At 64.3% G+C, this 25,987-nt stretch carries 34 protein-coding genes; 14 read left to right on the top strand and 20 right to left on the bottom strand.

All coding sequences use genetic code 11. The annotated features are described in order from the left end of the window. The first annotated feature begins 88 nt into the window (after positions 1–88). A complete protein-coding gene (locus Q0844_RS18985; RefSeq protein WP_299048282.1) occupies positions 89–406 on the top strand; it encodes a multidrug efflux SMR transporter in 318 nt (105 codons plus the stop codon). On the opposite strand, the gene bluB is transcribed toward Q0844_RS18985, so the two are convergent. From bluB to Q0844_RS18925, 12 genes are all read right to left on the bottom strand, one after another. Beyond that, complete coding sequence (bluB, locus tag Q0844_RS18980; protein WP_299048279.1) at positions 403–1,029, bottom strand: 5,6-dimethylbenzimidazole synthase; 627 nt, start codon at positions 1,027–1,029, stop codon at positions 403–405. The two genes, Q0844_RS18985 and bluB, sit on opposite strands and share 4 nt — an antisense overlap. 15 nt (positions 1,030–1,044) lie before the next feature. Next, a complete protein-coding gene (gene rpsP / locus Q0844_RS18975; RefSeq protein ID WP_299048276.1) occupies positions 1,045–1,449 on the bottom strand; it encodes a 30S ribosomal protein S16 in 405 nt (134 codons plus the stop codon). A 48-nt stretch (positions 1,450–1,497) separates the two neighbouring features. Next, a complete protein-coding gene (locus Q0844_RS18970) occupies positions 1,498–1,794 on the bottom strand; it encodes a chorismate mutase (protein WP_299048272.1) in 297 nt (98 codons plus the stop codon). After that, a complete protein-coding gene (locus Q0844_RS18965; RefSeq protein ID WP_299048269.1) occupies positions 1,787–2,389 on the bottom strand; it encodes a GNAT family N-acetyltransferase in 603 nt (200 codons plus the stop codon). Before Q0844_RS18965 ends, Q0844_RS18970 begins: the two co-directional genes overlap by 8 nt. Continuing rightward, positions 2,389–2,952 (bottom strand): GNAT family N-acetyltransferase, encoded by a 564-nt coding sequence (locus tag Q0844_RS18960; protein WP_299048268.1) that lies wholly within the window; start codon positions 2,950–2,952, stop codon positions 2,389–2,391. Before Q0844_RS18960 ends, Q0844_RS18965 begins: the two co-directional genes overlap by 1 nt. Next, on the bottom strand, positions 2,949–3,467 hold the full coding sequence (locus Q0844_RS18955; protein WP_299048266.1) for a GNAT family N-acetyltransferase: 519 nt from the start codon (positions 3,465–3,467) through the stop codon (positions 2,949–2,951). The genes Q0844_RS18960 and Q0844_RS18955 overlap by 4 nt, the downstream gene beginning before the upstream one ends. Continuing rightward, positions 3,464–3,976, bottom strand: coding sequence for a GNAT family N-acetyltransferase (locus Q0844_RS18950; RefSeq protein ID WP_299048264.1), 513 nt, complete (start codon positions 3,974–3,976; stop codon positions 3,464–3,466). Before Q0844_RS18950 ends, Q0844_RS18955 begins: the two co-directional genes overlap by 4 nt. Then, a complete protein-coding gene (locus Q0844_RS18945) occupies positions 3,973–4,485 on the bottom strand; it encodes a GNAT family N-acetyltransferase (RefSeq protein WP_299048261.1) in 513 nt (170 codons plus the stop codon). The genes Q0844_RS18950 and Q0844_RS18945 overlap by 4 nt, the downstream gene beginning before the upstream one ends. Then, a complete protein-coding gene (locus tag Q0844_RS18940; protein ID WP_299048258.1) occupies positions 4,482–4,814 on the bottom strand; it encodes an NIPSNAP family protein in 333 nt (110 codons plus the stop codon). The genes Q0844_RS18945 and Q0844_RS18940 overlap by 4 nt, the downstream gene beginning before the upstream one ends. Next, positions 4,811–6,310, bottom strand: coding sequence for a signal recognition particle protein (ffh, locus tag Q0844_RS18935; protein WP_299048255.1), 1,500 nt, complete (start codon positions 6,308–6,310; stop codon positions 4,811–4,813). The genes Q0844_RS18940 and ffh overlap by 4 nt, the downstream gene beginning before the upstream one ends. Positions 6,311–6,669: 359 nt before the next feature. Then, a complete protein-coding gene (locus Q0844_RS18930) occupies positions 6,670–7,263 on the bottom strand; it encodes a hypothetical protein (RefSeq protein ID WP_299048252.1) in 594 nt (197 codons plus the stop codon). A 164-nt stretch (positions 7,264–7,427) separates the two neighbouring features. Then, complete coding sequence (locus Q0844_RS18925) at positions 7,428–7,826, bottom strand: cytochrome c (RefSeq protein WP_299048249.1); 399 nt, start codon at positions 7,824–7,826, stop codon at positions 7,428–7,430. A gap of 115 nt (positions 7,827–7,941) precedes the next feature. Between Q0844_RS18925 and Q0844_RS18920 the strand changes: the two genes are divergently transcribed. Beyond that, positions 7,942–8,502 carry a DinB family protein gene (locus Q0844_RS18920; protein WP_299048247.1) on the top strand — a complete coding sequence of 187 codons (561 nt, stop codon included), beginning with the start codon at positions 7,942–7,944 and terminating at the stop codon, positions 8,500–8,502. Here Q0844_RS18920 and Q0844_RS18915 read toward each other — a convergent pair. After that, complete coding sequence (locus tag Q0844_RS18915) at positions 8,499–8,963, bottom strand: hypothetical protein (protein ID WP_299048246.1); 465 nt, start codon at positions 8,961–8,963, stop codon at positions 8,499–8,501. The two genes, Q0844_RS18920 and Q0844_RS18915, sit on opposite strands and share 4 nt — an antisense overlap. A gap of 357 nt (positions 8,964–9,320) precedes the next feature. After that, positions 9,321–9,893, bottom strand: a complete 573-nt coding sequence (locus Q0844_RS18910; RefSeq protein WP_299048243.1) for an NAD(P)H-dependent oxidoreductase — start codon at positions 9,891–9,893, stop codon at positions 9,321–9,323. Between the two features lie 125 nt (positions 9,894–10,018). Here Q0844_RS18910 and Q0844_RS18905 point away from each other — a divergent pair, with 125 nt between their 5' ends. Genes Q0844_RS18905 through Q0844_RS18895 form a run of 3 tightly spaced genes read left to right on the top strand, consistent with a single transcriptional unit; the run spans position 10,019 to position 12,658 of the window. After that, a complete protein-coding gene (locus Q0844_RS18905) occupies positions 10,019–10,900 on the top strand; it encodes a LysR family transcriptional regulator (protein ID WP_299048598.1) in 882 nt (293 codons plus the stop codon). After that, complete coding sequence (locus tag Q0844_RS18900) at positions 10,897–11,787, top strand: DMT family transporter (protein ID WP_299048241.1); 891 nt, start codon at positions 10,897–10,899, stop codon at positions 11,785–11,787. Before Q0844_RS18905 ends, Q0844_RS18900 begins: the two co-directional genes overlap by 4 nt. A 31-nt stretch (positions 11,788–11,818) precedes the next feature. Beyond that, positions 11,819–12,658, top strand: a complete 840-nt coding sequence (locus tag Q0844_RS18895) for a transglutaminase domain-containing protein (protein ID WP_299048239.1) — start codon at positions 11,819–11,821, stop codon at positions 12,656–12,658. On the opposite strand, the gene Q0844_RS18890 is transcribed toward Q0844_RS18895, so the two are convergent. Together Q0844_RS18890 and Q0844_RS18885 are read right to left on the bottom strand one after the other, a co-directional pair. Continuing rightward, a complete protein-coding gene (locus Q0844_RS18890) occupies positions 12,649–12,981 on the bottom strand; it encodes a metalloregulator ArsR/SmtB family transcription factor (protein ID WP_299048237.1) in 333 nt (110 codons plus the stop codon). The genes Q0844_RS18895 and Q0844_RS18890 overlap by 10 nt on opposite strands. Positions 12,982–13,019: 38 nt before the next feature. Further along, entirely contained in the window at positions 13,020–13,229 is a 210-nt protein-coding gene (locus tag Q0844_RS18885) for a hypothetical protein (RefSeq protein WP_299048236.1), read from the bottom strand. Positions 13,230–13,335: 106 nt separating this feature from the next. Between Q0844_RS18885 and Q0844_RS18880 the strand changes: the two genes are divergently transcribed. The 6 genes from Q0844_RS18880 to Q0844_RS18855 all read left to right on the top strand — a co-directional run bounded on the left by Q0844_RS18880 (position 13,336) and on the right by Q0844_RS18855 (position 17,035). Beyond that, positions 13,336–14,217, top strand: a complete 882-nt coding sequence (locus Q0844_RS18880) for a LysR family transcriptional regulator (protein WP_299048234.1) — start codon at positions 13,336–13,338, stop codon at positions 14,215–14,217. A gap of 205 nt (positions 14,218–14,422) precedes the next feature. Next, entirely contained in the window at positions 14,423–14,758 is a 336-nt protein-coding gene (locus Q0844_RS18875) for an AtpZ/AtpI family protein (protein WP_299048232.1), read from the top strand. A 15-nt stretch (positions 14,759–14,773) separates the two neighbouring features. Next, on the top strand, positions 14,774–15,523 hold the full coding sequence (locus Q0844_RS18870) for a F0F1 ATP synthase subunit A (RefSeq protein WP_299048230.1): 750 nt from the start codon (positions 14,774–14,776) through the stop codon (positions 15,521–15,523). Positions 15,524–15,582: 59 nt separating this feature from the next. Further along, positions 15,583–15,807 (top strand): F0F1 ATP synthase subunit C, encoded by a 225-nt coding sequence (locus Q0844_RS18865; RefSeq protein ID WP_299048228.1) that lies wholly within the window; start codon positions 15,583–15,585, stop codon positions 15,805–15,807. Positions 15,808–15,919: 112 nt separating this feature from the next. Then, positions 15,920–16,456 carry a F0F1 ATP synthase subunit B' gene (locus tag Q0844_RS18860; protein ID WP_299048227.1) on the top strand — a complete coding sequence of 179 codons (537 nt, stop codon included), beginning with the start codon at positions 15,920–15,922 and terminating at the stop codon, positions 16,454–16,456. A gap of 3 nt (positions 16,457–16,459) precedes the next feature. Continuing rightward, a complete protein-coding gene (locus Q0844_RS18855; protein WP_299048225.1) occupies positions 16,460–17,035 on the top strand; it encodes a F0F1 ATP synthase subunit B in 576 nt (191 codons plus the stop codon). Between the two features lie 123 nt (positions 17,036–17,158). Here the strand turns inward: Q0844_RS18855 and Q0844_RS18850 are convergent, their stop codons facing one another. Continuing rightward, positions 17,159–17,926, bottom strand: coding sequence for an FCD domain-containing protein (locus Q0844_RS18850; protein WP_299048223.1), 768 nt, complete (start codon positions 17,924–17,926; stop codon positions 17,159–17,161). A 252-nt stretch (positions 17,927–18,178) separates the two neighbouring features. On the opposite strand from Q0844_RS18850, the gene Q0844_RS18845 reads away from it, so the two are divergent. From Q0844_RS18845 to Q0844_RS18835, 3 genes are all read left to right on the top strand, one after another. Further along, positions 18,179–18,583: a hypothetical protein gene (locus Q0844_RS18845; protein ID WP_299048222.1), complete on the top strand. Its 405-nt coding sequence runs from the start codon at positions 18,179–18,181 to the stop codon at positions 18,581–18,583. Between the two features lie 128 nt (positions 18,584–18,711). Then, positions 18,712–22,167, top strand: coding sequence for a chromosome segregation protein SMC (smc, locus tag Q0844_RS18840; protein ID WP_299048220.1), 3,456 nt, complete (start codon positions 18,712–18,714; stop codon positions 22,165–22,167). Between the two features lie 55 nt (positions 22,168–22,222). After that, positions 22,223–22,573 (top strand): hypothetical protein, encoded by a 351-nt coding sequence (locus tag Q0844_RS18835; RefSeq protein ID WP_299048218.1) that lies wholly within the window; start codon positions 22,223–22,225, stop codon positions 22,571–22,573. A gap of 300 nt (positions 22,574–22,873) precedes the next feature. Here the strand turns inward: Q0844_RS18835 and Q0844_RS18830 are convergent, their stop codons facing one another. The 3 genes from Q0844_RS18830 to Q0844_RS18820 are packed head-to-tail and all read right to left on the bottom strand — an operon-like array spanning position 22,874 to position 25,931. Beyond that, positions 22,874–24,037, bottom strand: a complete 1,164-nt coding sequence (locus Q0844_RS18830; protein WP_299048596.1) for a lytic murein transglycosylase — start codon at positions 24,035–24,037, stop codon at positions 22,874–22,876. Next, positions 24,034–24,954, bottom strand: coding sequence for an adenosylcobinamide-phosphate synthase CbiB (gene cbiB / locus Q0844_RS18825; RefSeq protein ID WP_299048216.1), 921 nt, complete (start codon positions 24,952–24,954; stop codon positions 24,034–24,036). The genes Q0844_RS18830 and cbiB overlap by 4 nt, the downstream gene beginning before the upstream one ends. Further along, entirely contained in the window at positions 24,951–25,931 is a 981-nt protein-coding gene (locus tag Q0844_RS18820) for a threonine-phosphate decarboxylase (protein ID WP_299048214.1), read from the bottom strand. Before Q0844_RS18820 ends, cbiB begins: the two co-directional genes overlap by 4 nt. Positions 25,932–25,987: the final 56 nt, after the last annotated feature.

Raw genomic sequence — 25,987 nt, 5'->3', positions numbered from 1 at the left:
TTTCCGCGCCCATGCCTGTTTACGCCTTGCATCCCGCGCAAGGCATACTAGTTAAGGAACCAATCAGTTCCAAACAGGGAGACGCGCAATGGCGTGGTTTTATCTTGGTCTTGCGGCGGTCTTTGAAGTGACCTTTGCGATGAGCATGAAATATGCGGATGGCTTTACGAATGTGCGGGCCACGGTTGTGACCGTCGTCGCTGTCATTGCGGGCATCGGCTTTCTGACGCTTGCCTTGCGGGACTTGCCGGTGAGCGTGGCCTATCCGATCTGGACGGCCGTGGGCACGCTGGGCACCGTGGCGCTGGGATATGCGTTTCTGGGCGAGGCGCTGACACCGCTCAAGGTGCTGTCGGCGCTGGCCATCGTTGCCGGTGTGGCCGGGCTCAAGATTTCGGCCGGCTAACGCGTTTCAATGGGCAGATCGTGGCGGTGTTCCCAACCGGCGCGTTCCAATTCGGGTGTGTCGGACGGTTCTTCGGGCCAGCCGACACACATGTAGCCGACCAGCGACCAGCCTGCGGGCACGGCCAGGTCGCGGCACAGCCGATCCGGATCCAGGATGGACACCCAGCCCATGCCCAGCCCGTCCGCCCGGGCCGCGAGCCACATCAGGGTGATAGCCCCCACCACGGAATAGCGGCGCATTTCGGGCATCGTCGCCGCGCCAAGGCCGTGGCCCTGTGCGGTGCTGTCGTCGCAGAATATGGCAAGGTGTTCCGGGGCATCTTCCATGCCCGACAGCTTGAGTTGGCTGTAGCTGGTGGCCTGATCGCCGTCGTAACCGGCAAGGGCCTGTGCATTGGCGGTCTTGTAGTTTTCGATTGCAGCGGCGCGGGCCGTGTCGCTTTGGACCCGGACGATGCGCCAGGGTTCGGACAGACCCACCGACGGGGCCAGCCGAAACGTGTCGAGGCAGCGCATCAGCACTGCCTCGGGCACGGGGTCGGTGCGAAATCGGCGCACGTCGCGCCGCCACGCCATCAGGGTCAGAAGCTGGCTGCGGAAGTCTTCCTCAAAGGCATCCACGCGCCGAACCCCTGATTACTCTGCCGTTTCTTCTGCGGCGGCGTCCTCTGCGGGCGCCTCTTCTGCAGGGGCTTCGGCCGCTTCGGCGGCCTTGGCTGCTTTCTCTTCTGCGCGTTCCTGTGCCTTCTTGCCAGGCGCGCCCTTGTTGGGGTTGTTGCGCTCTTTCTTGTCCAGGACGCCTGCGGCTTCAAGCATACGGGCGATCCGGTCGGTGGGCTGTGCGCCCTCGCCCAGCCAGTACTGCACGCGTTCCATGTTCATCTTCACGCGCTCTTCGCTGTCCTTGGGCAGGAGCGGGTTATACGTGCCCAGCTTTTCGATGTAGCGGCCGTCGCGGGGCATGCGGCTGTCTGCTGCCACGATGCGGTAGAAGGGACGCTTTTTCGAGCCGCCGCGGGCGAGACGAATTTTCATAGCCATGGTGTATTTCCTTTTGTTTCTGTTTGGGTGGTGGGCAGATTGCCCACCCTACGATTGGTGTTTTTGGTGGTGCTGAATGACTTCAGCGATGATGAAGTTCAGGAACTTCTTGGCGAACTCGGGGTCCAGATCGGCCCGGTTTGCCAAATCTTCGAGCCGGGTGATCTGCGCGGCTTCGCGCGCGTGATCAGAGGGCGGAAGGTCGTGTGCGGCCTTGAGTTTCCCCACGGCCTGCGTGTGTTTGAACCGCTCGCCCAGCGTATAGACGAGGATCGCATCCAGCCGGTCGATGCTGGCGCGGTGGTCGGCCAGCACTTCGGCTGCTTTGGAGACGGCATCAGTCAAGCGCCCATCCTTTCGGTTTGAACATCGGGTCGGCGTAGTGGCCGATTTCCATTTCGATCCCATGCGCCAGTTGCGTGCCATCCAGGGCAGCGGGCGAGGGGTGCCGGTAGACGGCGTCCGAGCCGTCGATGGTCTGCGCCTCTTTGTCCTTGGTGGCGCCCAACCGTTCGGCCAGCCGGATGCTGTCGAGGTTCATCGGATCAAGATAGCTGACCGCGCCGCCCCAGCCCTTGGCATAATAATGCGCGCGCACGGCATGCGTCGCTTCGAGCGCGTAGCCCTTGCCTGCCTTGTCGGGCCAGATGATCCAGGCGATTTCGCGTTCCGGCCAGCCTGCGGGCTGCCAGCCGCCTGCCATGCCGTAGGTGTCATCGGTGTCCTTGTCGTGGATCATCCACATGCCGAAGCCGCGGATGTCCCAGTGCCCGATTTCGGCGGCGTAAAGCATCCACGCCTCGTAAGGGTTCAGCGGGCCGCCCATGAAGCGGGAGCGGTAGGAGGCGAATGTCGCCTTGAAGTCCGGATAATCCTCGGGCTGCGGGCCGCGCAGGACCAGCCGTCTGGTTTCGATCACGGGGATGGCGGTATGGGGCATCACGTCCCCTCCCGCCGGTAGCGATAGACCAGGGCCGTGCCGGTGTGGTCCGTGATCTCGCCATCGGGCAGCGCGCCAAGTTTTTGCGCCAGCTTGATCGAGCGGGTGTTGGCGGGGTCGATATAGCTGACCAGCGTGGACCAGCCGAGCGTGTCCCACGCATGGGACAGGGCCGCTTGGGCCGCTTCGAAGGCCAGCCCCTTGCCTTCGGACTGTGTCGTCAGCAGGTAGCCCAGTTCCGGTTCTGCGTCGCCGGGTTCGAACCCCAGCACGACGAAGCCCGCGATGTCGCCCGCGTGCCCGATGGTCCAGAGCCCGTGGCCATGCAGGAGCCAGGTGGACGTCATCTGGGAGAAGTCGAGCCAGGCATCTTCGCGGGTCATAGGACCACCCAGGTGCTTGCCCCGGTCGGTGCAGGCGATCCCGGCGTAGGTGTCGAAATCCGTCACGCGGGGCGCGCGCAGGATCAGGCGATCCGTCGCAAGGATTGGCAGATGCCCTTGCAGGGCAACCGCAAAAAGGGATGCGGCGCCGGTGCGGGGTGTTTCGCAGGGGAACGTCATGCCGCGGGCCTCGGGTGGCGGTAGACATAGGCCTTGCCGGGGGTATCGGCGGTTTCGTCGCGCACGGCACCCAGACGTTCGGCCAGCGCGATGGAGCGCGTGTTCGGATAGGCGATGTAGCTGACGATGGTGTCCCATTTCAGCGTGGTCCAGGTGTAGTCGATGACGGCCTTGGCCGCCTCGTACGCGACGCCTTTGCCTTCGAGCGCGGGGTCGAAGATCACCCAGCCGACTTCCTGTTCCGGCCAGGTTTTCGGGTTCCAGTGGCCGACGATGCCAAGCGGCGTGTCGTCGCCCGTGTAAGTCACGACAAACATGCCGTAGCCGCGCATGACCCAGTGGCCGATTTCGGTGCAAAAGAATTCCCACCCGCGTTTATCGTCCTTGGGGCCGCCCACGTATTGGGCGCGGTCGGTTTTGTAGAACGCGATAAAGGTGGGCGCGTCTGCGGGCCGTGGGGCGCGCAGGGTCAGCCGGTCGGTCGTGAGCGTTGGAGTGCCGGTCAGGGTGATCATGCGGGCACCCCTGCGGTCAGGCGGTAGACATGCGCCCCATCGTACCATTCAGGCGCGGGGTCCTTCGTGAGGACAGCCCCGATGCGCTTTGCGATTGCGACGGAGCCGGTGTTGCCGGGCAGGATGTGGACGATCATCTCGGGCCAGCCGAGATCACCCAGAAGGTGATCGCGGACCCGGCAGGCCGCTTCGGTGGCAAGCCCACGGCCCTCGTATGTGCCGTCCCACAGGGTCCACGTGAATTCCGGTGGTTGCGTGTCATCAAGCTGCATCGGTCCAACGTGACCAATGGGTGTGCCGTCACGCTCCATGATGTAACGGCCAAAGCCGCGCAGCGTCCAATGGCCGGTCATGGCCGCGAACTTGTCAAAGGCCTTGGGCGCGGCAAAGGGGCCACCGACGAACTTGGTGCGGGGGCTGGCGCAATAGGACGTGTAGGCGCGCAGGTCGCTGGCCTGCGGCTGGCGCAGGGTCAGGCGGTCGGTCGTGAGGGTCGTGGCGGCGGTCATGCGGGCCGTCCGTGGCGGTAGACCGCCGTTTCCGCGGGCGTTTCGCCGTCGGGCAGGGGGGCATCGGGGCCCAGCGTTGCGCCGAGTTTGGAGGCGAGCGCTTCGGAGCGGGTGTTGCCAGGGGTGATGTAGCTGACCACCGTGTCGGCGTCGGTGTTGGTCCAGTACCAGTCGAGGGCCGCGCTTGCGGCTTCGGTGGCGTAGCCTTGACCTTCGGCATCGCCTGTCAGCGTCCAGCCAAGCTCGGGTTCCGGAAAGCGGATCGGGTGGGTGATGCCCACATCGCCCAGGAATGCGCCCGTGGTGCGGTCGGTGATCATCCAAGCGCCGAAGCCATCAAGCGGCCAGCTTGCCAGGTTCATGGCAAAGAGCCGCCACGCCGCCGCCCGGTCGAACGGGCCACCCATATAGGCGGTGCGATCCGCCGCGAGCATATCCGCAAACGCGTCGAAATCGTCGCGCCGTGCGCCGCGCAGGATCAGCCGGTCGGTGGTGACGGTCGGGATCATAGGCCAAGTTCCGCGACTGTGGCACCGTCGAGCACGGGGCGGGTGAAGGTGCGGTCGAAGCTGAGGATGCAGCCCGTGTCTTGCGCGTGTTGGTAGGCGCGTTGGCAGTCGCCGTCCTGGGCCATTTCCGTGCGGTAGGCTTCGTAGGCGGCGAGCGACGGGAACGAGAACATGGCCCAGGCTTTGTTGTTGGCCCCTTCGGAGGGAAGGAAATAGCCGTGATGGATGCCGCCCATGCGCGTTACGAGGTGTATCCACGCGCGTGCGTAGACCTCGAACGCATCGACCTTTGCGGGGTCGATCACATATGTGATGAGCGCGGTGATCATTTCTTTTTGCCGAACCCCGAAAGGCCGGGGGGCAGGGGCATACCGCCACCACCGAGACCGGGCAGGCCGCCGGGCATCTTGCCGCCAAGCTGCTTGGCTGCCGCTTCCATCTGGGCCTGGTCCATGTTGCCCATGTCGGGCATGCCGCCCTTGCCCATCATCGCCTTCATCGCCTGTTTCATCATGCCGCCCTTGCCCTTGCCGAGCTTCTTCATCATGTCCGACATCTGGCGGTGCATTTTCAGCAGCTTGTTGAGGTCGCTGACCTGCATGCCCGAGCCTGCGGCGATGCGTTTCTTGCGGGAGGCTTGCAGGATTTGGGGGGCGGCGCGTTCCTTTTTCGTCATGGATTGAATCATGGCGATCTGCTGCTTGAGGATCTTGTCGTCAAACCCGGCATCCGCCACCTGTTTCGACAATTTCCCCATGCCGGGCATCATGCCCATCATGCCTTCCATACCGCCCATCTTGATCATCTGTTCCAGCTGCATCTTCAGGTCGTTCATGTTGAACTGACCCTTGGCCATGCGCTTCATCATCTTTTCGGCCTGTTCGGCCTCAATCGTTTCCTGCGCCTTTTCGACAAGGCTGACGATGTCGCCCATGCCCAGAATGCGGCCCGCGATGCGGTCCGGCTCGAAGGTTTCGAGCGCGTCCATCTTTTCGCCCAGGCCCACGAACTTGATGGGCTTGCCGGTGACGGCGCGCATGGACAGGGCGGCACCGCCGCGGCCGTCGCCGTCCATGCGGGTGAGGACGACGCCGGTGATGCCGATGCGGTCGTCAAAGTTCTGGGCGGTGTTGACGGCGTCCTGCCCCGTCAGGCCGTCCACCACGAGGATCGTCTCGCGCGGGGTGGCGACGTCGCGGACCTGTTCGACCTGGCTCATCAGCTCTTCGTCGATCGACAGGCGACCGGCGGTGTCGAGCATGTAAACGTCATAGCCGCCCATGCTGGCCTGCGTCTTGGCGCGTCTGGCGATGGCGACGGGGTCTTCGCCCTTCACGATGGGCAGGGTGTCGACGCCGATCTGGGTGCCAAGGATGGCAAGCTGTTCCATGGCGGCGGGGCGGTTGACGTCCAGCGACGCCATGAGCACGCGCTTGCCATCCCGTTCGGTGAGGCGTTTTGCGAGTTTTGCGGTGGTCGTGGTTTTACCGCCGCCCTGAAGGCCGACCATGAGGATGGGGGCGGGGGGGCTGTCGATCTTGAGCGCACCCGGCTCACCTTCGCCCGTGAGCGTCGCCACCAGCGCGTCATGCACGATCTTGACGACCTGCTGGCCGGGGGTGACGGATTTGGTGACGGCCTGGCCTGTCGCCTCGTCCTGCACACGCTTGATGAAATCGCGCGCGACGGGCAGCGACACGTCGGCCTCGAGCAGCGCCACGCGGACCTCGCGCAGGGCGGTCTTGACGTCGTCCTCGCTCAGCGCGCCTTGCTTGGTCAGACGGTCGAAGACACCGGAGAGGCGTTCGGAGAGATTTTCAAACATGGGCCTGCATCCTTTCGACCGTTGCGTTCATGCCCGAGATAAGACCGGGCGGTGGAGACCCCAAGGGATGACCCAAACGACGACCGCCCCCGTGGGCGCAACGCGCTGACGGAGGGCGATCCCGGTGTGACCCAAGGGACCGGAAGGATGAGCTTCCGGGTGTTGGTGGGCAGATAGGTGAGTGTGCTTTGCGTGTCAAGTGAAAGGCGGCAGTCTGGCCAGGACGTGCCGATGAAACGCAGCCCCGCACATCCGGGGTGTTTCATGCGCGGTGCAGGGAGCGGCCCCTTGCGGTTTGGGGACAATGGGCGCAGGCGGGGAAAGGCCGAAGAATAAACCAAGCCTGCGCCCTGCTTAAATTACTTGATTTTGAATGCCTTCTTGATCTTCTTAATCACACCGGGGGGCTTTTCCGCGATTTTGTTTTTCTTGACCAAGGCTTTGACAGCGCGCGGGGCTTTTTTCTTGTCGGCTTTCAACAATGCGGCGACATTCGCGACCGCCTTTTTGTCAGCAGTATTCAAATCCTTAAGCAGCGCTGGATAGTTCTTGCGCAGCATGTCTTTTTCAATCGTATAGAAGTGGTGTTCTTTGAACGCGTCGGATGTGAAGAATGAATCAAGGTACTGCAGGTCGATTACCGAGCGGGTTTTGGCGACCGCGGCTTCGTAGATGCCTTTCCACTCCTTGGACTTCCAGTCCTGCGCCTTGCCCAATCTCTTGGCAGCCAGCAGCAGCTTGGACTCTACGTTGACTTCACATTTGGCACCGTCGGCAAAGAACTGTTTGAAATGTGCTTTCGGATCCTGTTTTTTGTTGGCGGCATCCAGAAACAAATAGCTCGCTTCTGTGCCCTTTTTCTTAAGATACGCCCGAAACATCGGGCCGAGCTTGTCATCGTCCAGCACCCCTTGCACGTCGTCCGGATAGTTGACCCCATCAATCTTTTGCATTGTTCAATTCCCTCTGTGTCGCACTCATCAATGTCGTTGTGATGAGGAAACACGAGGTCGGTGCGGTTTATTCGACCGATGGGGGGATTTTGTTTGCACGTGTTGGCGTGTCGCGCGCGCGGGGGCGCACGATGTACGTTGAAGTCGTGGCTGGATGTCGTGCGCTATTCCTGAATGCTCTCCAGATAGGCCATCAGGTCCACGATGGGCTTGCTGGTCAGAATGGGCTGCCCGGTTTCGGCTTTCAGCGCGGTGTCCTCACCCTCGAAATACCAGCCATAGACCGGCATGGGTGATCCGTGGCTGACCAGCGGGTCGCGCCCGTCGATGCGGGACACCACGCGGGCGATGGGAAAGACCCCGTCGTTCCGCGCCGCAAGATCGCGCAGGCCGGGCGGTTGCAGCAGCAAGGCCGGGCGCATCGGACCGTCCCCGCGCGCTTCGACCCCGTGGCAGGTGGCGCAATGCCGTTGATAGAGGGTCGCGCCATTGCTGGTGTCCTGCGCGCCTGCGCTGAGCGGTGCGCTGCAAATCAGGGCGAAGGTGGCGATGAAGTGTTTCATGGTCCGTCTCCTGTCTGGTACCGGTTCCAGGATAGGGACCGGGGGCGCGCGCGCCCTGATCCTGATCAATTCGGCACAATTTTTTGGGCACCGCCCAAGGAAAGGACAGGCCCGCATGACCCAGCTGTTTGTTCCTCAGGCCTACAACAACGCATGGGCCAACCATCGTCTGCATCGGGCGTGCGCCGGATTGACGCCGGCCGAATTGGACGCGCCGCGCGCATCGTTCTTCGGCTCGATCATCGCGACGCTGAACCACATCCTGATCGTAGATTGGTTCTATGTGTCTGCTTTGGAAGGGGCGTGTATGGGACCGTCCGCCTTTGTGGACGACGTGCCGCATCGTGACCTTGACGCTCTCAGGGCCGCGCAACGGGATGTCGACCGGCGCCTGATCGCGGTGACCGAGGATGCGACCCTGTCCGACCCTGGCCGCACGGTGCTGATGCCGCGCGACAGCGGGGTGCAGGAGGACCGGTTCGACCGCACCTTTCTGCATCTGATCCAGCACCAGATCCATCACCGCGGGCAAGTGCATGGCCTGCTCAGCCTGACCCCGGTTCAGCCGCCGCAGCTTGATGAATTTTACATGTCGTGGGACGCGGATGCCAGACGGCGGGCACCGGACCTGGCCGAAATGGGCCTGACCGAGGCCGACATCTGGTCCGGGCGCTAGGCTGCCCGCCGGTAGGTCCGCAACCAATCGTTTATGGCCTGGGCTGAATGGCGCGGGCCATTGCCGGACTGGAACGCTTCGACCAGCGGATAGGGCGCCGTGCTGCCGTGAAAGGTCAGAACCGGGCGGGCCGTGTCCGAAAACGCCTCGACCTCGGCCCGGCGCACGCCGTCCAGCGGGTGCACCGCGCTGGCATATTTCAGCAAGGTGCGGCGCTGGACGGTGACGGTGCCTGCGCGCGCGTCAAAGATCACCTGGTCCCGCTTGATCGCCATCGCGAAGATGCCAAGGGGCACACCTGCGCCCGCTGCGACCGTCAGCAGGCCCGCGGTTTCGCCTGCCGCAAGCAGCGCAAGACCCGCCGCCGCGCACCCGATGATGCACACGATCAGGCCGCCGCCCAGAAACCACGGGGCGTGGGCGAGGATCAATTGGCTGGGCAGGTTGCGGACCACGGTCATGGGGGCACGCTACAGATCGGAACCGCTTGTTCACAAGTCCCGGAACCTGCCGGCGTTGCGCGCGTTAACCTTCCGTTAACCTTTAATTGCCGCGCACTGCGCACAGGAGTTCGATTGAAACTTGTATTTGTAACCCTCGCATCCTTTTCCCTGGCCGGACCCATGGCTACGCCCGGTTTTGCGGCGTCCGTTTTGTCCGCGTCATCCGCGCAAGCCGTTTATCACGGCGGAGGCTGTCGGAAATCGTCGCCCCCCGGACAGTGCTGCCATGCCGGATCGCAGCCGTACCACTGCCATTGAAACGATTGGCCCCCGCCGCACGGACGGGGGCTTTATTGCGGTGAGGGGTGGCGCGGATCAGGCGGCCAGCTTCTCGATCTCGGCCTTGGCGTCGGCCACGGCCTCTTCGCCATGGGCCATGACGCGGTCAGCGGCGATCACCTCGACGTCGTGGATGCCGATAAAGCCCATGATGTGCTTGAGGTACCCGGTGGCAAAGTCGATCTCGGATCCGACGGCTGTGCCGCCGGTGGCGATGGCGATAATCGCGCGCTTGCCCTGCAACAGGCCGACGGGGCCGGTTTCACTGTATTTGAAGGTCACACCGGCGCGGGCAACCAGGTCGATCCAGGCCTTCAGGGCGGCCGGCACGCCAAAGTTGTAGACGGGCGCGCCGATGACAATGGTGTCGGCGGCGTTCAGTTCCTCCACCAGGCTGTCGGACAGGGCCAGCGTGTCCCGCTGTGCGGCATCACGGTCGTCCACGGGGGTGAAGTTGGCGTTTACCCATGTCTCGGTGATCTGAGGCAGTGCTTCGGTCAGGTCGCGGCGGATCACATCGCCCCCCAGCTTGGCGACGATGCGGGCGCTCAGGTCACGTGTCACCGACCCTTGGGTGCGGGCAGAACTGTCGATATGCAGAATGGTCATTGTCGGGTCCTCGGTATGGGATAAGAATGTCGTGGTGTGCTGATAGAATTGGATATTGCAAATTCGAACGCAATTACTGAAAATCAACAGCATCTGTTAGAATTTGCACAGAGAATACGTTGACCATGGACAATTGGGACGAAATCAAGACCGCGTATCAGGTGGCGCGCATGGGCACCGTGAGCGGTGCGGCGGATGTGCTGGGCGTGCACCATGCCACGGTCATCCGCCATATCGACGCGCTGGAAGGGCGGCTGGGCGTCAAGCTGTTTCAGCGCCACGCGCGCGGCTACACCCCGACCGAGGCGGGCGACGACCTGTTTCGCGTGGCGCAGGCCACGGATGATCAGTTCAGCCAGTTGGTGGGCCGCATCAAGGGACGCGGCACCGAAGTGTCGGGCGAACTTGTCGTGACCTCTCTGGTCACGATGGCGCCGCGCATGGCGCCCGTGCTGACCGAGTTCCAGCAAAAACACCCGGATGTCATCGTGCGGTATCTGACGGGTGAGCGTCTGTTCCGCCTGGAATATGGAGAGGCACATGTGGCCATCCGCGCGGGCAACGCGCCGGACCAGCCCGACAACGTGGTCCAGCCTTTCGTGCGGCAGTCCATGGGGCTGTATGCGACCAAGGGATACGTGGCCGAACATGGGCGCCCCGACGACATCGGCGCCGCCAAGGGGCACCGCTTTGTCAGCCATGATGTCGCCGACAACCGCGCGCCGTTTCACAAATGGCTGCGCAGTCAGGTGGCCGAGGACGACATCACCTTCCGGTCGACAGATGTGCGGGCCCTTGAACAGGCGGTTCTGGCGGGGGCTGGCATCGGATTTTTGCCGGTGATGGAGGCGCGCGCCAACCCCGACCTGGTCGAAATCACGACCCCGCGCGAGGATTGGTCGTCGCCCCTGTGGCTGGTCACCCATGTCGATCTGCACCGCACCAACAAGGTGCAGGCCTTTCTCACGTTTCTCAAGGAACGGTCCAAGGACTGGCACGTCCTGTGACCCCTGCCTTGCGCGGCCATGCCGCGATGCTTCTGTTTTCGGCGCTGGTGGCCGGGTCCTTTTCACTGGGCGCGCTGGCGGCGAACGACATCGCCCCCGCCGCCCTGAACGCCGTACGGTTCTGGATCGCGGCGCTGGTCATCGGCGTGGCGGTTGCGGCGCGGGGCGGCATACCGCGTGCCGCGCTCAACGCGCCCTGGCGCTATGCCGTTCTGGGCGCGACCTTTGCCATCTACTTTGTCCTGATGTTCGAGGGGTTGAAAACCGCCGCTCCGGTCAGTGCGGCGGCCGTCTTCACCCTGACGCCGGTCATGTCTGGCGTCTTCGGCTACATCCTGCTGCGCCAGATCACGACACCCCGGATGGCGCTGGCCCTCGCGGTTGGGGCAACGGGTGCCCTGTGGGTGATTTTTCGCGCGGACCTGGCGGCCTTTCTGGCGTTCGAGGTCGGGCGGGGCGAGGTCATCTATTTCTTTGGATGCGTCAGCCACGCCATCTATACCCCGATGGTGCGCAAGCTGAACCGGGGCGAGCCTGCGGTGGTCTTTACCTTCGGGATGCTGGTTGCGGGGGCCGTCCTGTTGACCCTGTGGGGGTGGCGCGACCTGATGGCAACGCCGTGGGCGGACCTGCCCGGGATCGTCTGGGTGACCATCCTGTATGTGGCGATCTTTGCCTCGTCGGCCACTTTTGTGCTGTTGCAGTTCGCCACGTTGCGCCTGCCGTCGGCCAAGGTCATGGCCTATACCTACCTGACGCCCAGCTGGGTGATCCTGTGGGAGGTGGCGCTGGGCAATGGTCTGCCGCCGGGCATCGTCTGGGTCGGGGTCGGGCTGACCATGGTGGCGCTGTCGATGCTGCTGCGGGATGACGAGCGGGCGACATGATCCTGTTACCAAACGTGGTGCAAATAGTTTCATGATTATCGAAATGAATGTGACGGTCACGGTTGACCGCGATGGCAGCATCCTGGCCCCTGTCGGGCTCAGCACGCCGGCGGCGACCTGTCTGGGCCTTGAGGTGAACGGTGCGGACATACGCAGGGTGTCCTGTGCGGCCCTGGACCAGGACGCATTGATCCTGACGCCGCGCGCGGATCAGATCACACTGCGCTACGCCTTTGACGCAGCGCCATCGCAAGCCCCCGATGCCATGTTCGCAGCGCATGACAGCAGGTTCACGCGCGCCGCACCCGCTTTGACCGACGAGGCCCGGCACATCGTCGCGCAGGGCGGGATCGAGGCCATGGTCGCCCATGTCACGTCGTGTTTTGATTATGGTCACACCAATGATCGTTTCTATGACGACACGGATGCAATGCCGCAGCTATGTGACATCACCACCGGGTCCTGCGTGGACATCAACGCCTATCTGGTGGCCAGCCTGCGCGCCGCCGGGGTCGAGGCGGGCTATGTCGCGGGCTACTTCATCCCGGTTGAGCGGCGCGACCACACCACCGACATGCATTGCTGGGTCGCCACGCGCGAGAAGGGCCGCGTGCGCCATTGGGATATCGCCCACCATCTGAAGCTGGGCCTGCGCGATATTCGGGACGGGATCAACCCCAAGCCGGGCGTGCGGGTGGCGATGTCGCATTCGATGGGCTGGACGCTGCCCGGTGTGCCGTTCGAGGATTTCAAGCTGCTGGCCGAACCGATATGGTTTGACGCCGCCGGGTGGGCGCGCGCGGATTGCCGGTTCGACCTGTCGGGATATGACACCCTGAATTCGGCGCAGAACCAGCCCGTTCACGCCTGACGGTCGGGCAGCTCCTGCGCCAGGAACCGCTCGAACGCCTCCAGGTTCACAGGTTCGAATTGACCAAAGCCCTGCATCCAGACGGACGCGCCCCGCATAGCGTCGGGGTCCAGCTTGCACCATTTCACGCGCCCGCGTTTCTCTTGGCTGATCAGGCCCGCGCGGGTCAGGATCGTCAGGTGTTTGGAAATGGCGGCCAACGACATCTCGAACGGTTCGGCCACATCCGTGACGGCCATGTCATCTTCCAGAAGCATGGTCAGGATGGCCCGCCGCGTCGGATCGGCAAGGGCGGAAAAGACGGTGTCGAGCGGATCGGCCATGGCCCGTTGTACCGGGGCCTTGGCCCAAGGGGAAGCGATCAAAGAAACGGGTGGCGGCTGTCGCGCGAGGGCCAGTGGTGCGACATCAGCTCGCGTTCGTGCGGGGTCAGGCCGATATCGCGCGCGATGTGATCGCTCAACGGGGGCAAGGCGGTGCCTTTGATCGCTTTGGGTTTGCGAACATGCCGCCAGATTTTGGCACAAGTAGACAGGGCGCGCAGAAGCGCGTTTTGACGGGTCAGAAGCATGATAAGCCTCGTTTATTGAGGGGTGCGGTGATATTGCGCCTGTTTCACCGCGACCACAAACAGAGTTGTTTGACATAACCTGTGCGTTTTAGGCACAAGTATCCCCATGTCCCGCACCTTGCCCCCGCTCAATGCCCTGCGCGCCTTCGAGGCGGCGGCGCGCCACGAGAGTTTCTCGCGCGCGGCGGAGGAACTGGGGGTGAGCCATTCCGCCATCAGCCGCCATGTGCGCGGGCTCGAGGCGCGGCTGGGCGTGCAGCTGTTCCGCGATGCATCCCGCGGCGTGGCGCTGACAGCCGAAGGGGATCACTATCTCAACCGGATAACACCCGCCTTCGACGTGATCGGCGAAGCGACCGAAGGACTGGCCGACACGCCTGCAGGCCGTGTGGTGGTCAACAGCGAGCCGGTCTTTGCCATCAAGATCGTGATCCCGCTCTTGTCGCAATTCCAGACCGATTTCCCGGATATCGACCTGCGCCTGGTAGGGTCCAACGACCTGGCCGACCTGGACCGCTACGAGGCCGACCTCGCCATCCGCTATGCCAAGACCGGATCGCTGGACCAACCCTCGGACCTGCTCAGCAACGCACCGATCTATCCTTTTGCCGCACCCGGCTATCTGTCGGATGACACCCTGCGCCCCGCGCATTTGTCGGAACGGCCCCTGTTGCGCGATCGCGGGCCGAACATCTGGATCGACTGGGCAAAGCACGCGGGTTTCAGGGTGGAGGTGCCGGATCCGCCCTGGCGCATGCGCGCCAATCTCGCGCTCGAAGCGGCAGTGCATGGGGCGGGCATCTATCTTGGCGCGTCGGACGGCACCCATCTGGACGAAACGGCAGGGCGTCTGGTGCGGGTGTCGGATGTGGGCTTTCGACAGGGGTCATTCCACCTGCTGACCAGTGGCCAATCGGGGCGGCGCAAGGCGGTGCGATCGGTGCGGTCATGGCTGTTGGATCACACCACGGCTTTGCGCAGCGGATGAAAATCAACCAAATGGTTGAACATGCGGATATGCGCATGATTGGCCGACCGGGCGGGTGCGGCGCATTGGCCCTTACCTTCATTGTTCAGATAAATATGCAATAAAACAGTGGGTTAGGCGCCACTCTCGCAAAGGCAAGAGCGCGTTGACTCGCATCCCGGCCCGACATATCCAACCCCCAACCCAAATGACGGGACAAAGGCGCGTGACCGACCCCGAAGACGCAGATCGACTGAAGGCCCTGAGCGCCAGGATCGACGCCGTCAAGGATGAACACGCCCCCAAACCCCGCGCACCGGATCCGCACTCCCAGGCACAGCTGGCCTGGCGCATGGTGATCGAACTGGTGGCTGGTATCGGGATCGGCTTTGGCATGGGATACGGGCTGGACGCGCTGTTCGGCACCACACCGTGGCTCATGATCATATTTGTGCTTCTGGGCTTCGCGGCCGGCATCCAGACGATGATGCGCAGCGCGAAAGAGGTCCAGAGCATGAAAGAGGCCGAAGAGGCCGCAGATGACGACGCCCCGCGGGGCTAGGACGGAGAGAGCCGGATGGCAGACGAAGCAAAAGGTGGTGGGCTGTCCTTCAAGCCCATGGATCAGTTCGAGGTCAAACCGCTGTTCGGCGGCTATGACGTGCACTGGTACACGATCACCAACGTGACGCTGTGGCTGGCGCTTGCGGTCCTTGCGGTCTTCGCCCTCATGGTTCTGACCACGTCCAAGCGCGCCACCGTGCCGGGCCGGGGCCAGTCGATTGCCGAACTGATGTACGGCTTTGTCTACAAGATGGTCGAGGATGTGACCGGCAAGGACGGGATCAAGTATTTCCCCTACATCATGACGCTGTTCATGTTCATCCTCTGCGCCAACTTCCTCGGGCTGATCCCGATGTCGTTCACAACCACATCGCACATCGCCGTCACCGCGATCCTGGGCTTCGGCGTGTTCTTTGCCGTGACGATCCTGGGCTTCGTCAAGAACGGTGCCTCGTTCCTGAGCCTCTTCTGGGTCTCCAGCGCGCCACTGCCGCTGCGCCCGATCCTCGCGATCATCGAAATCATTTCCTACTTCGTGCGCCCCGTCAGCCACTCCATCCGTCTGGCAGGCAACATGATGGCGGGCCACGCGGTTCTGAAAGTGTTCGCAGGCTTTGCCCAGGTCGCCGCCATCGCCCCTGTCGCCATCATCGGCGTCATGGCGATCTACGGGCTCGAAGTGCTGGTGTCGGCCATCCAGGCCTACGTCTTCACGATCCTCACATGCGTGTACCTCAAGGACGCGCTGCACCCGCATCACTAATGCATCGCGGGGCAGGCGCCCCGCAATACATCCAACTTCCAATCGTAAGGAGATTAGACATGGAAGGTGAACTCGCACACATCGGCGCAGGCCTGGCAGCAATCGGTTCCGGCGCCGCCGCAATCGGGGTGGGCCACGTGGCTGGCAACTTCCTCGCTGGCGCCCTGCGCAACCCGTCGGCAGCCGCCAGCCAGACAGCGACCCTGTTCATCGGCATCGCCTTCGCAGAAGCCCTGGGGATCTTCTCGTTCCTCGTCGCTCTGCTGCTGATGTTCGCCGTCTAAGACTTCTGAGACGCATTCCTTACGGTCGGGCGGCGTGATACTGTTCACGCTGCCCGATGTACGGCTCGCAATTCGGCCCTGATCACGGGGTCACCTCAGGGGAACGACTGTTATGGCAGACAACACCAATGCGGCAGCCGACGTGGCCGGTGGCACACAGGCCGGCATGCCGCAGCTGAACGTGGGAACGTTTGACAACCAGATTTTCTGGTTGCTGATCACCCTCGTCATTATCTATTTCGTGCTGTCACGCGTGGCCCTGCCGCGGATCGCAGCCATCCTTGCCGAACGGCAGGGGACGATTACGAATGACATCGCCGCGGCCGAGGACCTGAAGGCCAAGGCAGAAGCGGCCGAAGCCGCCTATGACAAGGCGCTGGCCGACGCGCGTGCCGAGGCGCAGCGCATCGCGGGTGAGACGAAGGCCGCCATTCAGGCCGACCTCGACGTCGCCATCGAAAAGGCGGACGCCGAAATCGCTGCCAGGGCGGCCGAAAGCGAAAAGGCCATTGCCGACATTCGCGCCGGTGCCCAGGACGCGATCAAGGAGGTGGCCAAGGACGCCGCCAAGGACATCGTCGCCGTGATGGGTGGCAAGGCCGACGCGCGCGCGATCACTGCCGCCGTCAACGCCCGGATGAAGGGATAGATCATGCGTTTCCTGACCCTCACATCCCTCGCCACGTTGGCCGCAGGACCGGCCCTGGCCGCCTCGAAAAACCCGTTCTCGTCCGAATTCTGGAAACTGAGCAACACGGACTTCATCGTCCTTGTCGCCTTTATCCTGTTCATCGCGGTCCTGTTCTACTTCAAGGTCCCCGGCATGATCTCGAAGATGCTGGACGATCGGGCAACCGGCATCCAGTCCGAGATCAACGAGGCGCGCGCCCTGCGTGAAGAAGCCCAGACGCTGCTTGCCTCTTACGAGCGCAAGCAGAAAGAGGTCCAGGCACAGGCCGACAAGATCGTCGAACAGGCCAAGAAGGACGCCGAAGCCGCCGCAGATCAGGCGCGTGCTGACCTCAAGGCGTCCATCGAACGCCGCATGGCCGCCGCGACGGACCAGATTGCCTCGGCCGAAGCCGGCGCGGTCAAAGAGGTGCGCGACACCGCCGCCGTCGTGGCCGTGCAGGCCGCGCGCGACGTGATCGCCAAGCAGATGACGGCCACCGACGGCAACAAGCTGATCGACGACGCCATCGCCGAGGTCGACGCGCGCCTGCACTAGGCCACGCAGAAACAGAGATGCAGGAACCCCGGCCGTCTGCGCCGGGGTTTTTTTGTTTCTTCCGACCAAAAATACGACGGGGGAGGCCGCAGGCCGGGGGCGGAGCCCCCCGGAACATAAGCCTCAGGCGCCGGTCTCGTGATCCAGCCGCTGGCGCGCAATCTGTTCGTTATGCTCGGCCTTCTGCTGATCCCGCAAGGCGCGTTCGACATAATCCAGATGCGCCTGCACCGCCGCCCGCGCAGCGTCCGGGTCCCGGGCCTGCAACGCCTCATTGATCTGGCGGTGCTGGTCCAGCAGCGCCTGCCGCGTGGTGCGCTGCTTGAACATGACCTGCCGGTTGTAAAACACCCCGTCGCGCAGCAGTTGATACATCGACCGCATCATGTGCAGCATGATGACATTGTGGCTGGCCTCGATGATCGCCATGTGGAACTGCGCGTCCAGCTGTGCCTCTTCCTCTCCGTTCCGCTTGGGATGGGCGGCCTCCATCTTCTCGAACACCGTCTGCACCACCGCCAGGTCGGTATCGGACCCCAATCGCGCGGCCCGCTCGGCGGCAAGGCCCTCCATGTCGCGCCGAAAGCTCAGGTAATCGAACACGGCCTCGTCGTGGCGCGCAAAAAGCTCGGTCAACGCGGGCGCAAAGGCCGATCCCAGCACATCCGCCACATAGACCCCCGCGCCCGGCTTGGCCGTCAGCAATCCGGTGGCTTGCAACGCGCCGATCGCGTCCCGCAAGGACGGGCGGGACACGCCCATGCGCTCTGACAGCTCCCGCTCGGGCGGCAACCGTTCGCCGGGGCGCAGAATACCGCGCAGGATAAGCTGCTCGATCTGCCGGATCACGGCGGCTGAGAGTTTATCGGGTTGGACGGGGCGAAAGGGCATGAGATCTCCGGCGCAAATTGGTAAAATCATATGACCAGTACGCCGGGCGTGCAATCGCTGAAGCGGAGGCCGAGTCGCGGGGCGGATTCACCTTCTTTTCATAGAGATGAAGGTCAAAAATCGCGATGCACGATATGTGCACAACCCGTGCACAACCCGTACACCGATGAAGCACCGGCTGCGCCGGGTTAACGTACCGCGCGCGCGCAAATCTTAACGCGGAATTAACTATGTATCCGGTTTGGTGCGGCCATGCGTGTACTTCTTTTCATGTGTTTTGCTTTGACGGCCTGCAACACCGCAGGCCCGCACTTTCGCGGCCTGCCCGCCACCACGGTGACCGTGGACGGCTCCACCTTTGACGTGCGCGTCAATGGCCGTCTGGCCGAAGCCCTGCGCACGAACATGCAATACGCCCCCCGTTTCGGTCCCATCAAACAGCGCGCGGCGGCGGCGATGGAAATGGTCAGCGGGTGCAGGGTCAAGGAGGTGCGGGGCGATCAGGCACTGGCCACCGGCATCCTTGATTGCGGCAAGGGCGGTCCCCGGATCGACCGGTTGACGCCGCAGGACGAATACAGCTGTTACACCCTCGACAGCTATGTCAGCCCGGCCACGGGCGAACGGGTGCTGGACCTGGATTGCACCGTGATTTGAGGCGCGATACCGCAATATCTTGTGGATAACCCCGCCCATTCCGCAGTTTGTGGGGTGCTGCCGTTGACAGGGCCGCAAGCCTCCGTCCACCATGCCAGCCCAACCAGACTCACGCGACAGGGCCACACTTGCGCTTTTCGAAACTCAGACTGACCGGCTTCAAGTCCTTCGTGGACCCGACCGACCTGATCATCGCGGACGGGCTGACCGGTGTTGTGGGCCCCAACGGCTGCGGCAAGTCCAACCTGCTCGAGGCGCTGCGCTGGGTGATGGGCGAAAACCGCCCCACGGCGATGCGCGGTGGCGGGATGGAGGATGTGATCTTTGCGGGTGCCGCCACCCGGCCCGCCCGCAACTTTGCCGAGGTCAGCCTGCATATCGACAATTCCGAACGGCTGGCGCCCGCGGGCTTCAACGATCAGGACGCGCTTGAAATCATCCGCCGGATCACGCGCGACGTGGGCAGCGCCTACAAGACCAATGGCAAAGACGTGCGGGCGCGCGACGTGCAGATGCTGTTTGCCGACGCCTCGACCGGCGCGCACAGCCCCGCGCTGGTCCGTCAGGGCCAGATCGCCGAACTGATCAACGCCAAGCCCAAGAACCGCCGCCGCATCCTGGAAGAGGCGGCAGGCATCTCCGGTCTCTACCAACGGCGGCACGAGGCCGAACTGAAGCTCAAGGGCGCGGAACAGAACCTTGCGCGCGTCGATGACGTGATCGAACAATTGGCCGCCCAGCTTGCGCAACTGGCCCGCCAGGCCCGCCAGGCCGCCCGCTACCGCGAGATCGGCGACAGCCTGCGCAAGGCCGAAGGGCAGTTGCTGTACCGCCGCTGGCGCGAAGCGGACGAGGCGCGCGCGGCAGCGGATGACGAATTGCGCGGCCGCACCACCGCCGCGGCCCAGGCCGAAGGGGCCGTGCGCCTGTCGGCCAAGGCCCGCCAGGCGGCGGAAGACGACCTGCCGCCCCTGCGCGAGGAAGACGCGATTGCCGCCGCCGTGTTGCAACGGCTCGCCGTGCAGCGCGATACGCTGTCCGATCAGGAACAGCAGGCCGAACAGGCCATCGAAACGCTGACCAACCGCATCGCCCAACTGGCCCGCGACATCGAACGCGAGGGCGGGCTGAACAAGGACGCGGGCGAGACGATCGAACGGCTGGAATGGGAAGCGTCCGAAATCGCGAAAGCCAGCGAAGGCCACGATGGCCTGCTGGCCGATGCCGCCGAAGCCGCCCGCGAGGCGGGCCAGGTCCTGCAGGCACGCGAAGGCGACCAGTCCGACAAGACCGAGGATGTCGCTCGTCTGGCCGCCCGCCACGGGTCGGCCCAACGCCTGCTCGAAGACAGCCGCAAGGTCGAGGCCAAGTCCGAGGCCGAAGCGGCCAAGGCCCGCGATGCCGTGGCAACCAGTCGCGCGGCGCTGGACAAGGCGGGCGCAGATTTCGACGCGGCCCAGACGTCGGTGACAGACGCCGAGGCAACCGCGAAACGCGCCGACGCGGCCCTGACCGCCGCCGAAGAGGCGCGCGCCGAAACCCAATCGCGCGAGGCCGACGCGCGCGCCGAACGGTCCGAGGCCGAGGGCGAGATGAACGCACTGCGGGCCGAGGCGGGCGCGCTGGCCAAGCTCGTGGAACGGGACACGGCAGAAGGCGGTCAGATCCTCGACCGGTTGCAGGTTCAGCAGGGCTTTGAAAAGGCGCTGGGGGCTGCATTGGCCGACGATCTGCGCGCGCCCGAGGTTGACGCGGATGGTCCCTCGGGCTGGGCGGTCCTGCCGCCCTACGACACGGATCAGGCGTTGCCCGATGGCGTCACCGCGCTGACGCAGCACGTGTCGGTGCCGGATGTTCTGGTTCGCCGCATGTCGCAGATCGGCCTTGTCGATGCGGATGATGCGGCCCGCCTGCAACCTTTGTTGAAACCCGGCCAGCGGCTGGTGTCGCAGGAAGGGGACGTATGGCGCTGGGACGGGTTCCGCGCCTGGGCCGAAGATGCGCCAAGTGCTGCGGCCCTGCGCCTGCAACAGCTCAACCGTCTGGAAGAGTTGAAGCAATCGCTGGAACGCGCCACGTCTCGCGCGGATGGTGCCCGGCAGGCCCATGAGGCGCTGACCGCCCGCATGGCCGCGTTGTCAGAGGCCGACAAACAGGCCCGCGCCGCCCGGCGCGAGGCGGACCGGATGGTGGCTGACGCCGCGCGGGCGTTGAGCCGCGCGGAGGCGGATCGCAACCTGGCCGAGGGGCGGCTCGAGTCCCTTGGGCTGGCCGTGACGCGGCATGAAGAGGATGCCATGGCCGCGCGGGCGCGGGTGGCGGAGGCCGAGGCGGCACTGGCGGAATTGCCCGATCTGGACGCGGCCCGGGCCGAGGTCGAAGACCTGCGCATGACGGTCGAGGCCGCGCGCATCACCATGATGTCGCGCCGGTCGGCGCATGACGATCTGCGCCGCACGGGCGAGGCGCGCCTCAAGCGCGCGCAAGAGATCACCAAGGAAATCAGCGGCTGGAAGCACCGGCTCGAGACGGCGGAGCGCCGCACCGCGGAACTGATCGACCGCAAGGCGACATCCGAGGCCGAGCTTGAAACCGCCCAGGCGGCCCCGGCCGAACTGGCCGCCAAACGCGCGGCCCTGAGCGACGAGATCGCCCGCGCAGAGGCGCGCAAGGCCGAAGCGGCCAACACCCTGTCCGAAGCCGAAGGCACGTTGCGGGATGCCGCCCTGGCCGAACGCGAAAGCGAGCGCCTGGCGTCAGAGGCCCGCGAGGCCCGCGCCCGGTCCGAGGCCCGCGCGGAAGCGGCGCGTGAAACTGTCGCCTATGCCGCTGAACGCATTGCCGAAGACCAGCAGATGACGCCCAACCAGTTGTTGACCGCGCTGGATGTCACCCCCGACCAGATGCCGGGGGCAGAGGCGTTGGAAACCGAAGTGGGACGCCTGAAGCGCCAGCGCGATGCGTTGGGGGCCGTGAACCTGCGGGCCGAGGAAGACGCCAAGGAGGTGCAGGAAGAACACGACACCCTGGTCAGTGAAAAGGCGGACCTTGAAGAAGCCATCAAGACCCTGCGCAGCGGGATCGCCAGCCTGAACCGTGAAGGCCGCGAACGTCTGCTGACGGCCTTCGAGCAGGTGAATTCCAACTTTTCGCTGCTCTTCACCCACCTTTTCGGCGGGGGCGAGGCGAACCTCGTGATGGTCGAAAGCGAGGACCCGCTGGAGGCGGGACTTGAGATCATGTGCCAACCGCCGGGCAAGAAACTGTCGACGCTCAGCCTGCTGTCGGGGGGCGAACAGACGCTGACGGCCATGGCGCTGATCTTTGCCGTGTTCCTTGCCAACCCGGCGCCCATTTGCGTGCTGGACGAGGTGGACGCCCCGCTTGACGATGCGAACGTCACCCGGTTCTGCGACCTGCTGGACGAGATGTGCCGCCGCACGGACACGCGTTTCCTGATCATCACGCACCACGCCGTCACCATGGCGCGCATGGATCGTCTGTTCGGCGTGACCATGGCCGAACAGGGCGTCAGCCAACTGGTGTCGGTCGACCTCAAGAAGGCCGAGACGCTGGTCGCCTGAACCAGTCACCGTGTCGTGACGGGTCTGTGTGCGCCTGACGTGCTAGCGTCGCGTCATGCGTTTGATTTTGCTTCTGGGCCTGCTGGCCACGCCGACTTTTGCCAACGATTGGGCCGTGCGACGCGGCGATGCGCCGCTGGATCGGGGGGCTGTCACCGCATTGATCGAGGGCAGGACGCTGACATTTTTTGACGACGGGCAGTCCAGGTTTTCGGTTGGCGGTGCGTATTCCTACACGTATGCCAACGGAGGCGGGACGGCGTTTGGCCGGTATGAGGTGGGCGCCGATGGCACGGTTTGCATCGCCTTCCGCAACGGGTTCGGGCGCTGCGATCGGTATGTCGAAAACGGTGGCCGGGTGGTCATGCTGACCGAGAAGGGTGAGCGGTTCCCGATCCGCCCCTGACCCAGCGCAATTTAACCAAATCTTCTCGACTTTCTCACCATCCTGGCGTCGCAGCCCAACCTGGGCCGCGAAAGGGGGTGATTGAACTGACGGAGAGAAACTTCCGAAGATGGATGGTCGCGGTCGCACTGGCGACGCTGGCAATCGCGGTCATCCGGCTCTTGATCGGGCTCTGACCTGAAAAAGAGTGACCCGGCAGAGGCGCAACTCTGCCGGGTCTTTTGTTCGGTGATTGAACTGAACAAAACTTCCGATACTTGGAATATAGTCCAATCGTTACCAAAACTCAAACGTGCGCTGTCAAAGTTGGTTCAGCAACGCCGGGGTCGGCCATGCATCTGCGGGCAGGCCCAGACGCGCCTGTTCGGCCTGAACCGCTGCCCGTGTGCCTGCGCCCAGAATGCCATCGATCTTGCCCACGTCATGGCCCCGCGCCTGCAACTTCGTCTGCAACCGCTTCATCTGGTCGGGTCCCAACCCCGCCTCCGGGGCCCCTGCATCATAGACCTGTGCACCCCCCAGACGGGTCGCGAAATAGGCTGCAGTCAGCACATAGGTAAACGACTGGTTCCACTCGAAATACACATCGAAATTCGGATAGGCGAGAAAGGCAGGCCCCTTGTGTCCCTGCGGCAGGATCAGGGACGCAGGCAGGTTCGCCAAGGCACCGCTGCGCGCTCGCACACCCATGGCCTGCCAGTCGGCGACGGGGCGGGGCTTGCCCACACCGCTCAGGCTCCAATCCATGGTCGCAGGCACAACAACCTCCTGCAGCCACGGCTCGCCCGCGCGCCACCCGAAATGCTGCAACATCTTGCCGCCCGACAACAGCGCATCCGGGGCCGAGGTCTTGAGACGCACCGCACCATCGCCATCGCCGTCCACACCGTTCTCGATGATGTCGGCAGGCAGCATCTGAACCATGCCGATCTCGCCTGCCCAGGCGCCCGTCATGCGGCGCGGATCGAAATCACCGGATGCAAACAGTTCCATCGCCGCAAAGACCTGCGGGCGGAACAGGCCGGGACGACGGCAATCATGGGCCAGGGTCACCAGCGCGTTGGCGGTGTTGAAATCCCCCTGAAACGACCCGTAGTCCGTCTCGAACGCCCAAAAGGCCAGCAACACGGTGCGGTCCACGCCATAGGCACGTTCGACCCGGTCGAACACGCCGTCCCACTGGCGGGCCTTGGCGCGGCCCGTATCGATCCGGTTCTGCGAAATCAGGCGGCGGGAAAAGTCGACAAAGGGGCGTTGGAACACGCCCTGGGCGCGGTCGGCACGCAACACGGCGGGATCCTGCCGGACCGGGGCCAGAAACGCATCCGCCGTGGCCGCAGCAATGCCACGTGTCATCGCTTCGGCCTTCAGTCCGGCCTTGAAGGCGGAAAACCCGCCACCGCACTGGGCAAGGGCCAGACCGGGCAATGTCAAAAGCGCAACGGCAACGGACAGGATCTTCAGAACACGCACATCAAAACTCCGGCCAAGACAACAAGACACAAGGCAAGCCCCCATGTTTTCCACACCATCGACAGGGCGGCGTCAATGTCCGGCGGGCCAATGTCACGCCGCCCCGCCCCGTTGACCCAGGCAAGGTCCTCGACCGTGCCGTGATAGCTGCGCGGACCGGCCAACGCGATGCCCAGGGCGCGGGCCATCGCGGCCTCGGGCCATCCGGCATTGGGTGACCGGTGCAGGCCCGCATCGGCGCTGATCTGCGCCCGGTGTCCGGTCACACCACCAACCACGGCCAACAGCGCACCGGTCAGGCGCGCAGGCACCCAGTTCAGGACATCGTCAAACCTTGCGGCGGCCCAGCCGAACTGCGCATGGCGGGGCGTCAGATACCCCACCATGCTGTCGGCCGTATTGACAACCTTGTAGATCAGGATGCCCGGCAAACCGGCCACCAGAAACCAGAAGGCCGGGGCGATGACACCATCGCTGAAATTCTCGGCCAGGCTTTCGATCCCGGCCCGCGCCACCTGCGCATCCGATGCGGTGGTCACGTCGCGGCCAACAATCAACCGCACGGCGCGGCGACCTTCGGCGGTCGACTGGCGCAATCCACGGGCGACATCCGCCACATGGGACACAAGGGATCGGTGTGCCAACAGGATGGCGGCGACGATCACCTGCACCACCCAACCCAGATGGGCCAGCACCCAGCCCAGCAGGCCCGCCCCAACCACAAGAAGGGCAAGGGCCAAAACACCCTTGGCGCGCGCAGCAGGCGCGCTGTTCAGACGGGTGTCCAGCAGATGGACGGCCCGCCCCATCACAACAGCGGGGTGGGGCAGACGGGACCACAGCCAACGCGGCTCGCCCGCCAGCGCGTCCAGCATCATCGCAAGGACCAGCAGGGCGGCCGTGCTCACAGTGCCGCCTCGATCCGTGCCCAATCGCCCCGTGCAGGCAGGCCCAGCCGCAGCCAGCGGCCGCTATAGGGAAAGATGCGGCTCCAGATGCGCGCCTGCGCCAGCCGGTCCTGCCACGCGGCGGCATCGCCCACGTCATACAGCCGAAACAGGGGCGTGCCGCCCACGACCTGCCCCCCCCTGGCGGTCATCAGGGCATCCAGCCGGTCAGCATCGCGGGCCAGTCTGTCGCGGGTTGCGTCGGCCCAGTGCAGGTCTTCCAGTGCCGTGGCCCCCACTTCCAGCGCGATACCGGACACGGGCCAGGGCCCCAGCATCTCGGCCAGCCGCGCAATCATGCCGGGATCCCCGATCACGAAGCCAAGGCGCACGCCCGCCAGCCCCCAGAATTTGCCAAAGCTTTTCAGGATCAGGGTGCCCGGTTCCGCCGCATGTTTGATCAGGCTGGCCTTGGGCGTGACATCGCAAAAACTCTCGTCGATGACAGTCAGGGGGGCATCTGCATCGGCACAGGACCAAAGGCGCCCATCGGGATTGTTCGGGTGCACCAGCACGCATGCCTCTGCCGTGCCCGTGTCGACAACCTCCCACCCGTGCAGGGCAAAGCTGGCGGCGTGTTCGTTGTAGGTTGGTGTCGGAATGCGCGCCGTGCGCGCTTTGGCCAGTCGCGGGATCTGGGCGATGATGGCCGACGCACCCGGCGTTGCCAGCACTGCGGCATCATCGGGGACGGACCATATCTGCCGTGCGGCGCGGATCAGGCGGTCGCGCGCCTGCTGATCCGGCAGCGCGGTCCACGCATCCTGCGTCATCGGGGGAACCGGAAAGGGCTGCGGGTTGATGCCCGTGGACAGGTCGATCCAATCGGACCGCCGCCCACCATGGGTCAATATCGCGTTATCCAGACCGCCACCGTGATCCCGTTTTTGCACCAAAATGCAAGGCTCCTGCGCGTTTTCCGCCCGTTTGGGCGACATCTGGCCCGCTCAAAGCGGAATGTTGCGCAGTTTTCAAGTGCGCGGACATGCGTTAA

Origin of the sequence: uncultured Tateyamaria sp., assembly GCF_947503465.1 — a bacterium.
Lineage (GTDB): Bacteria > Pseudomonadota > Alphaproteobacteria > Rhodobacterales > Rhodobacteraceae > Tateyamaria.
Note: the sequence above shows the minus strand (reverse complement) of the source record. Positions and strands in the feature narration are given on the sequence as shown.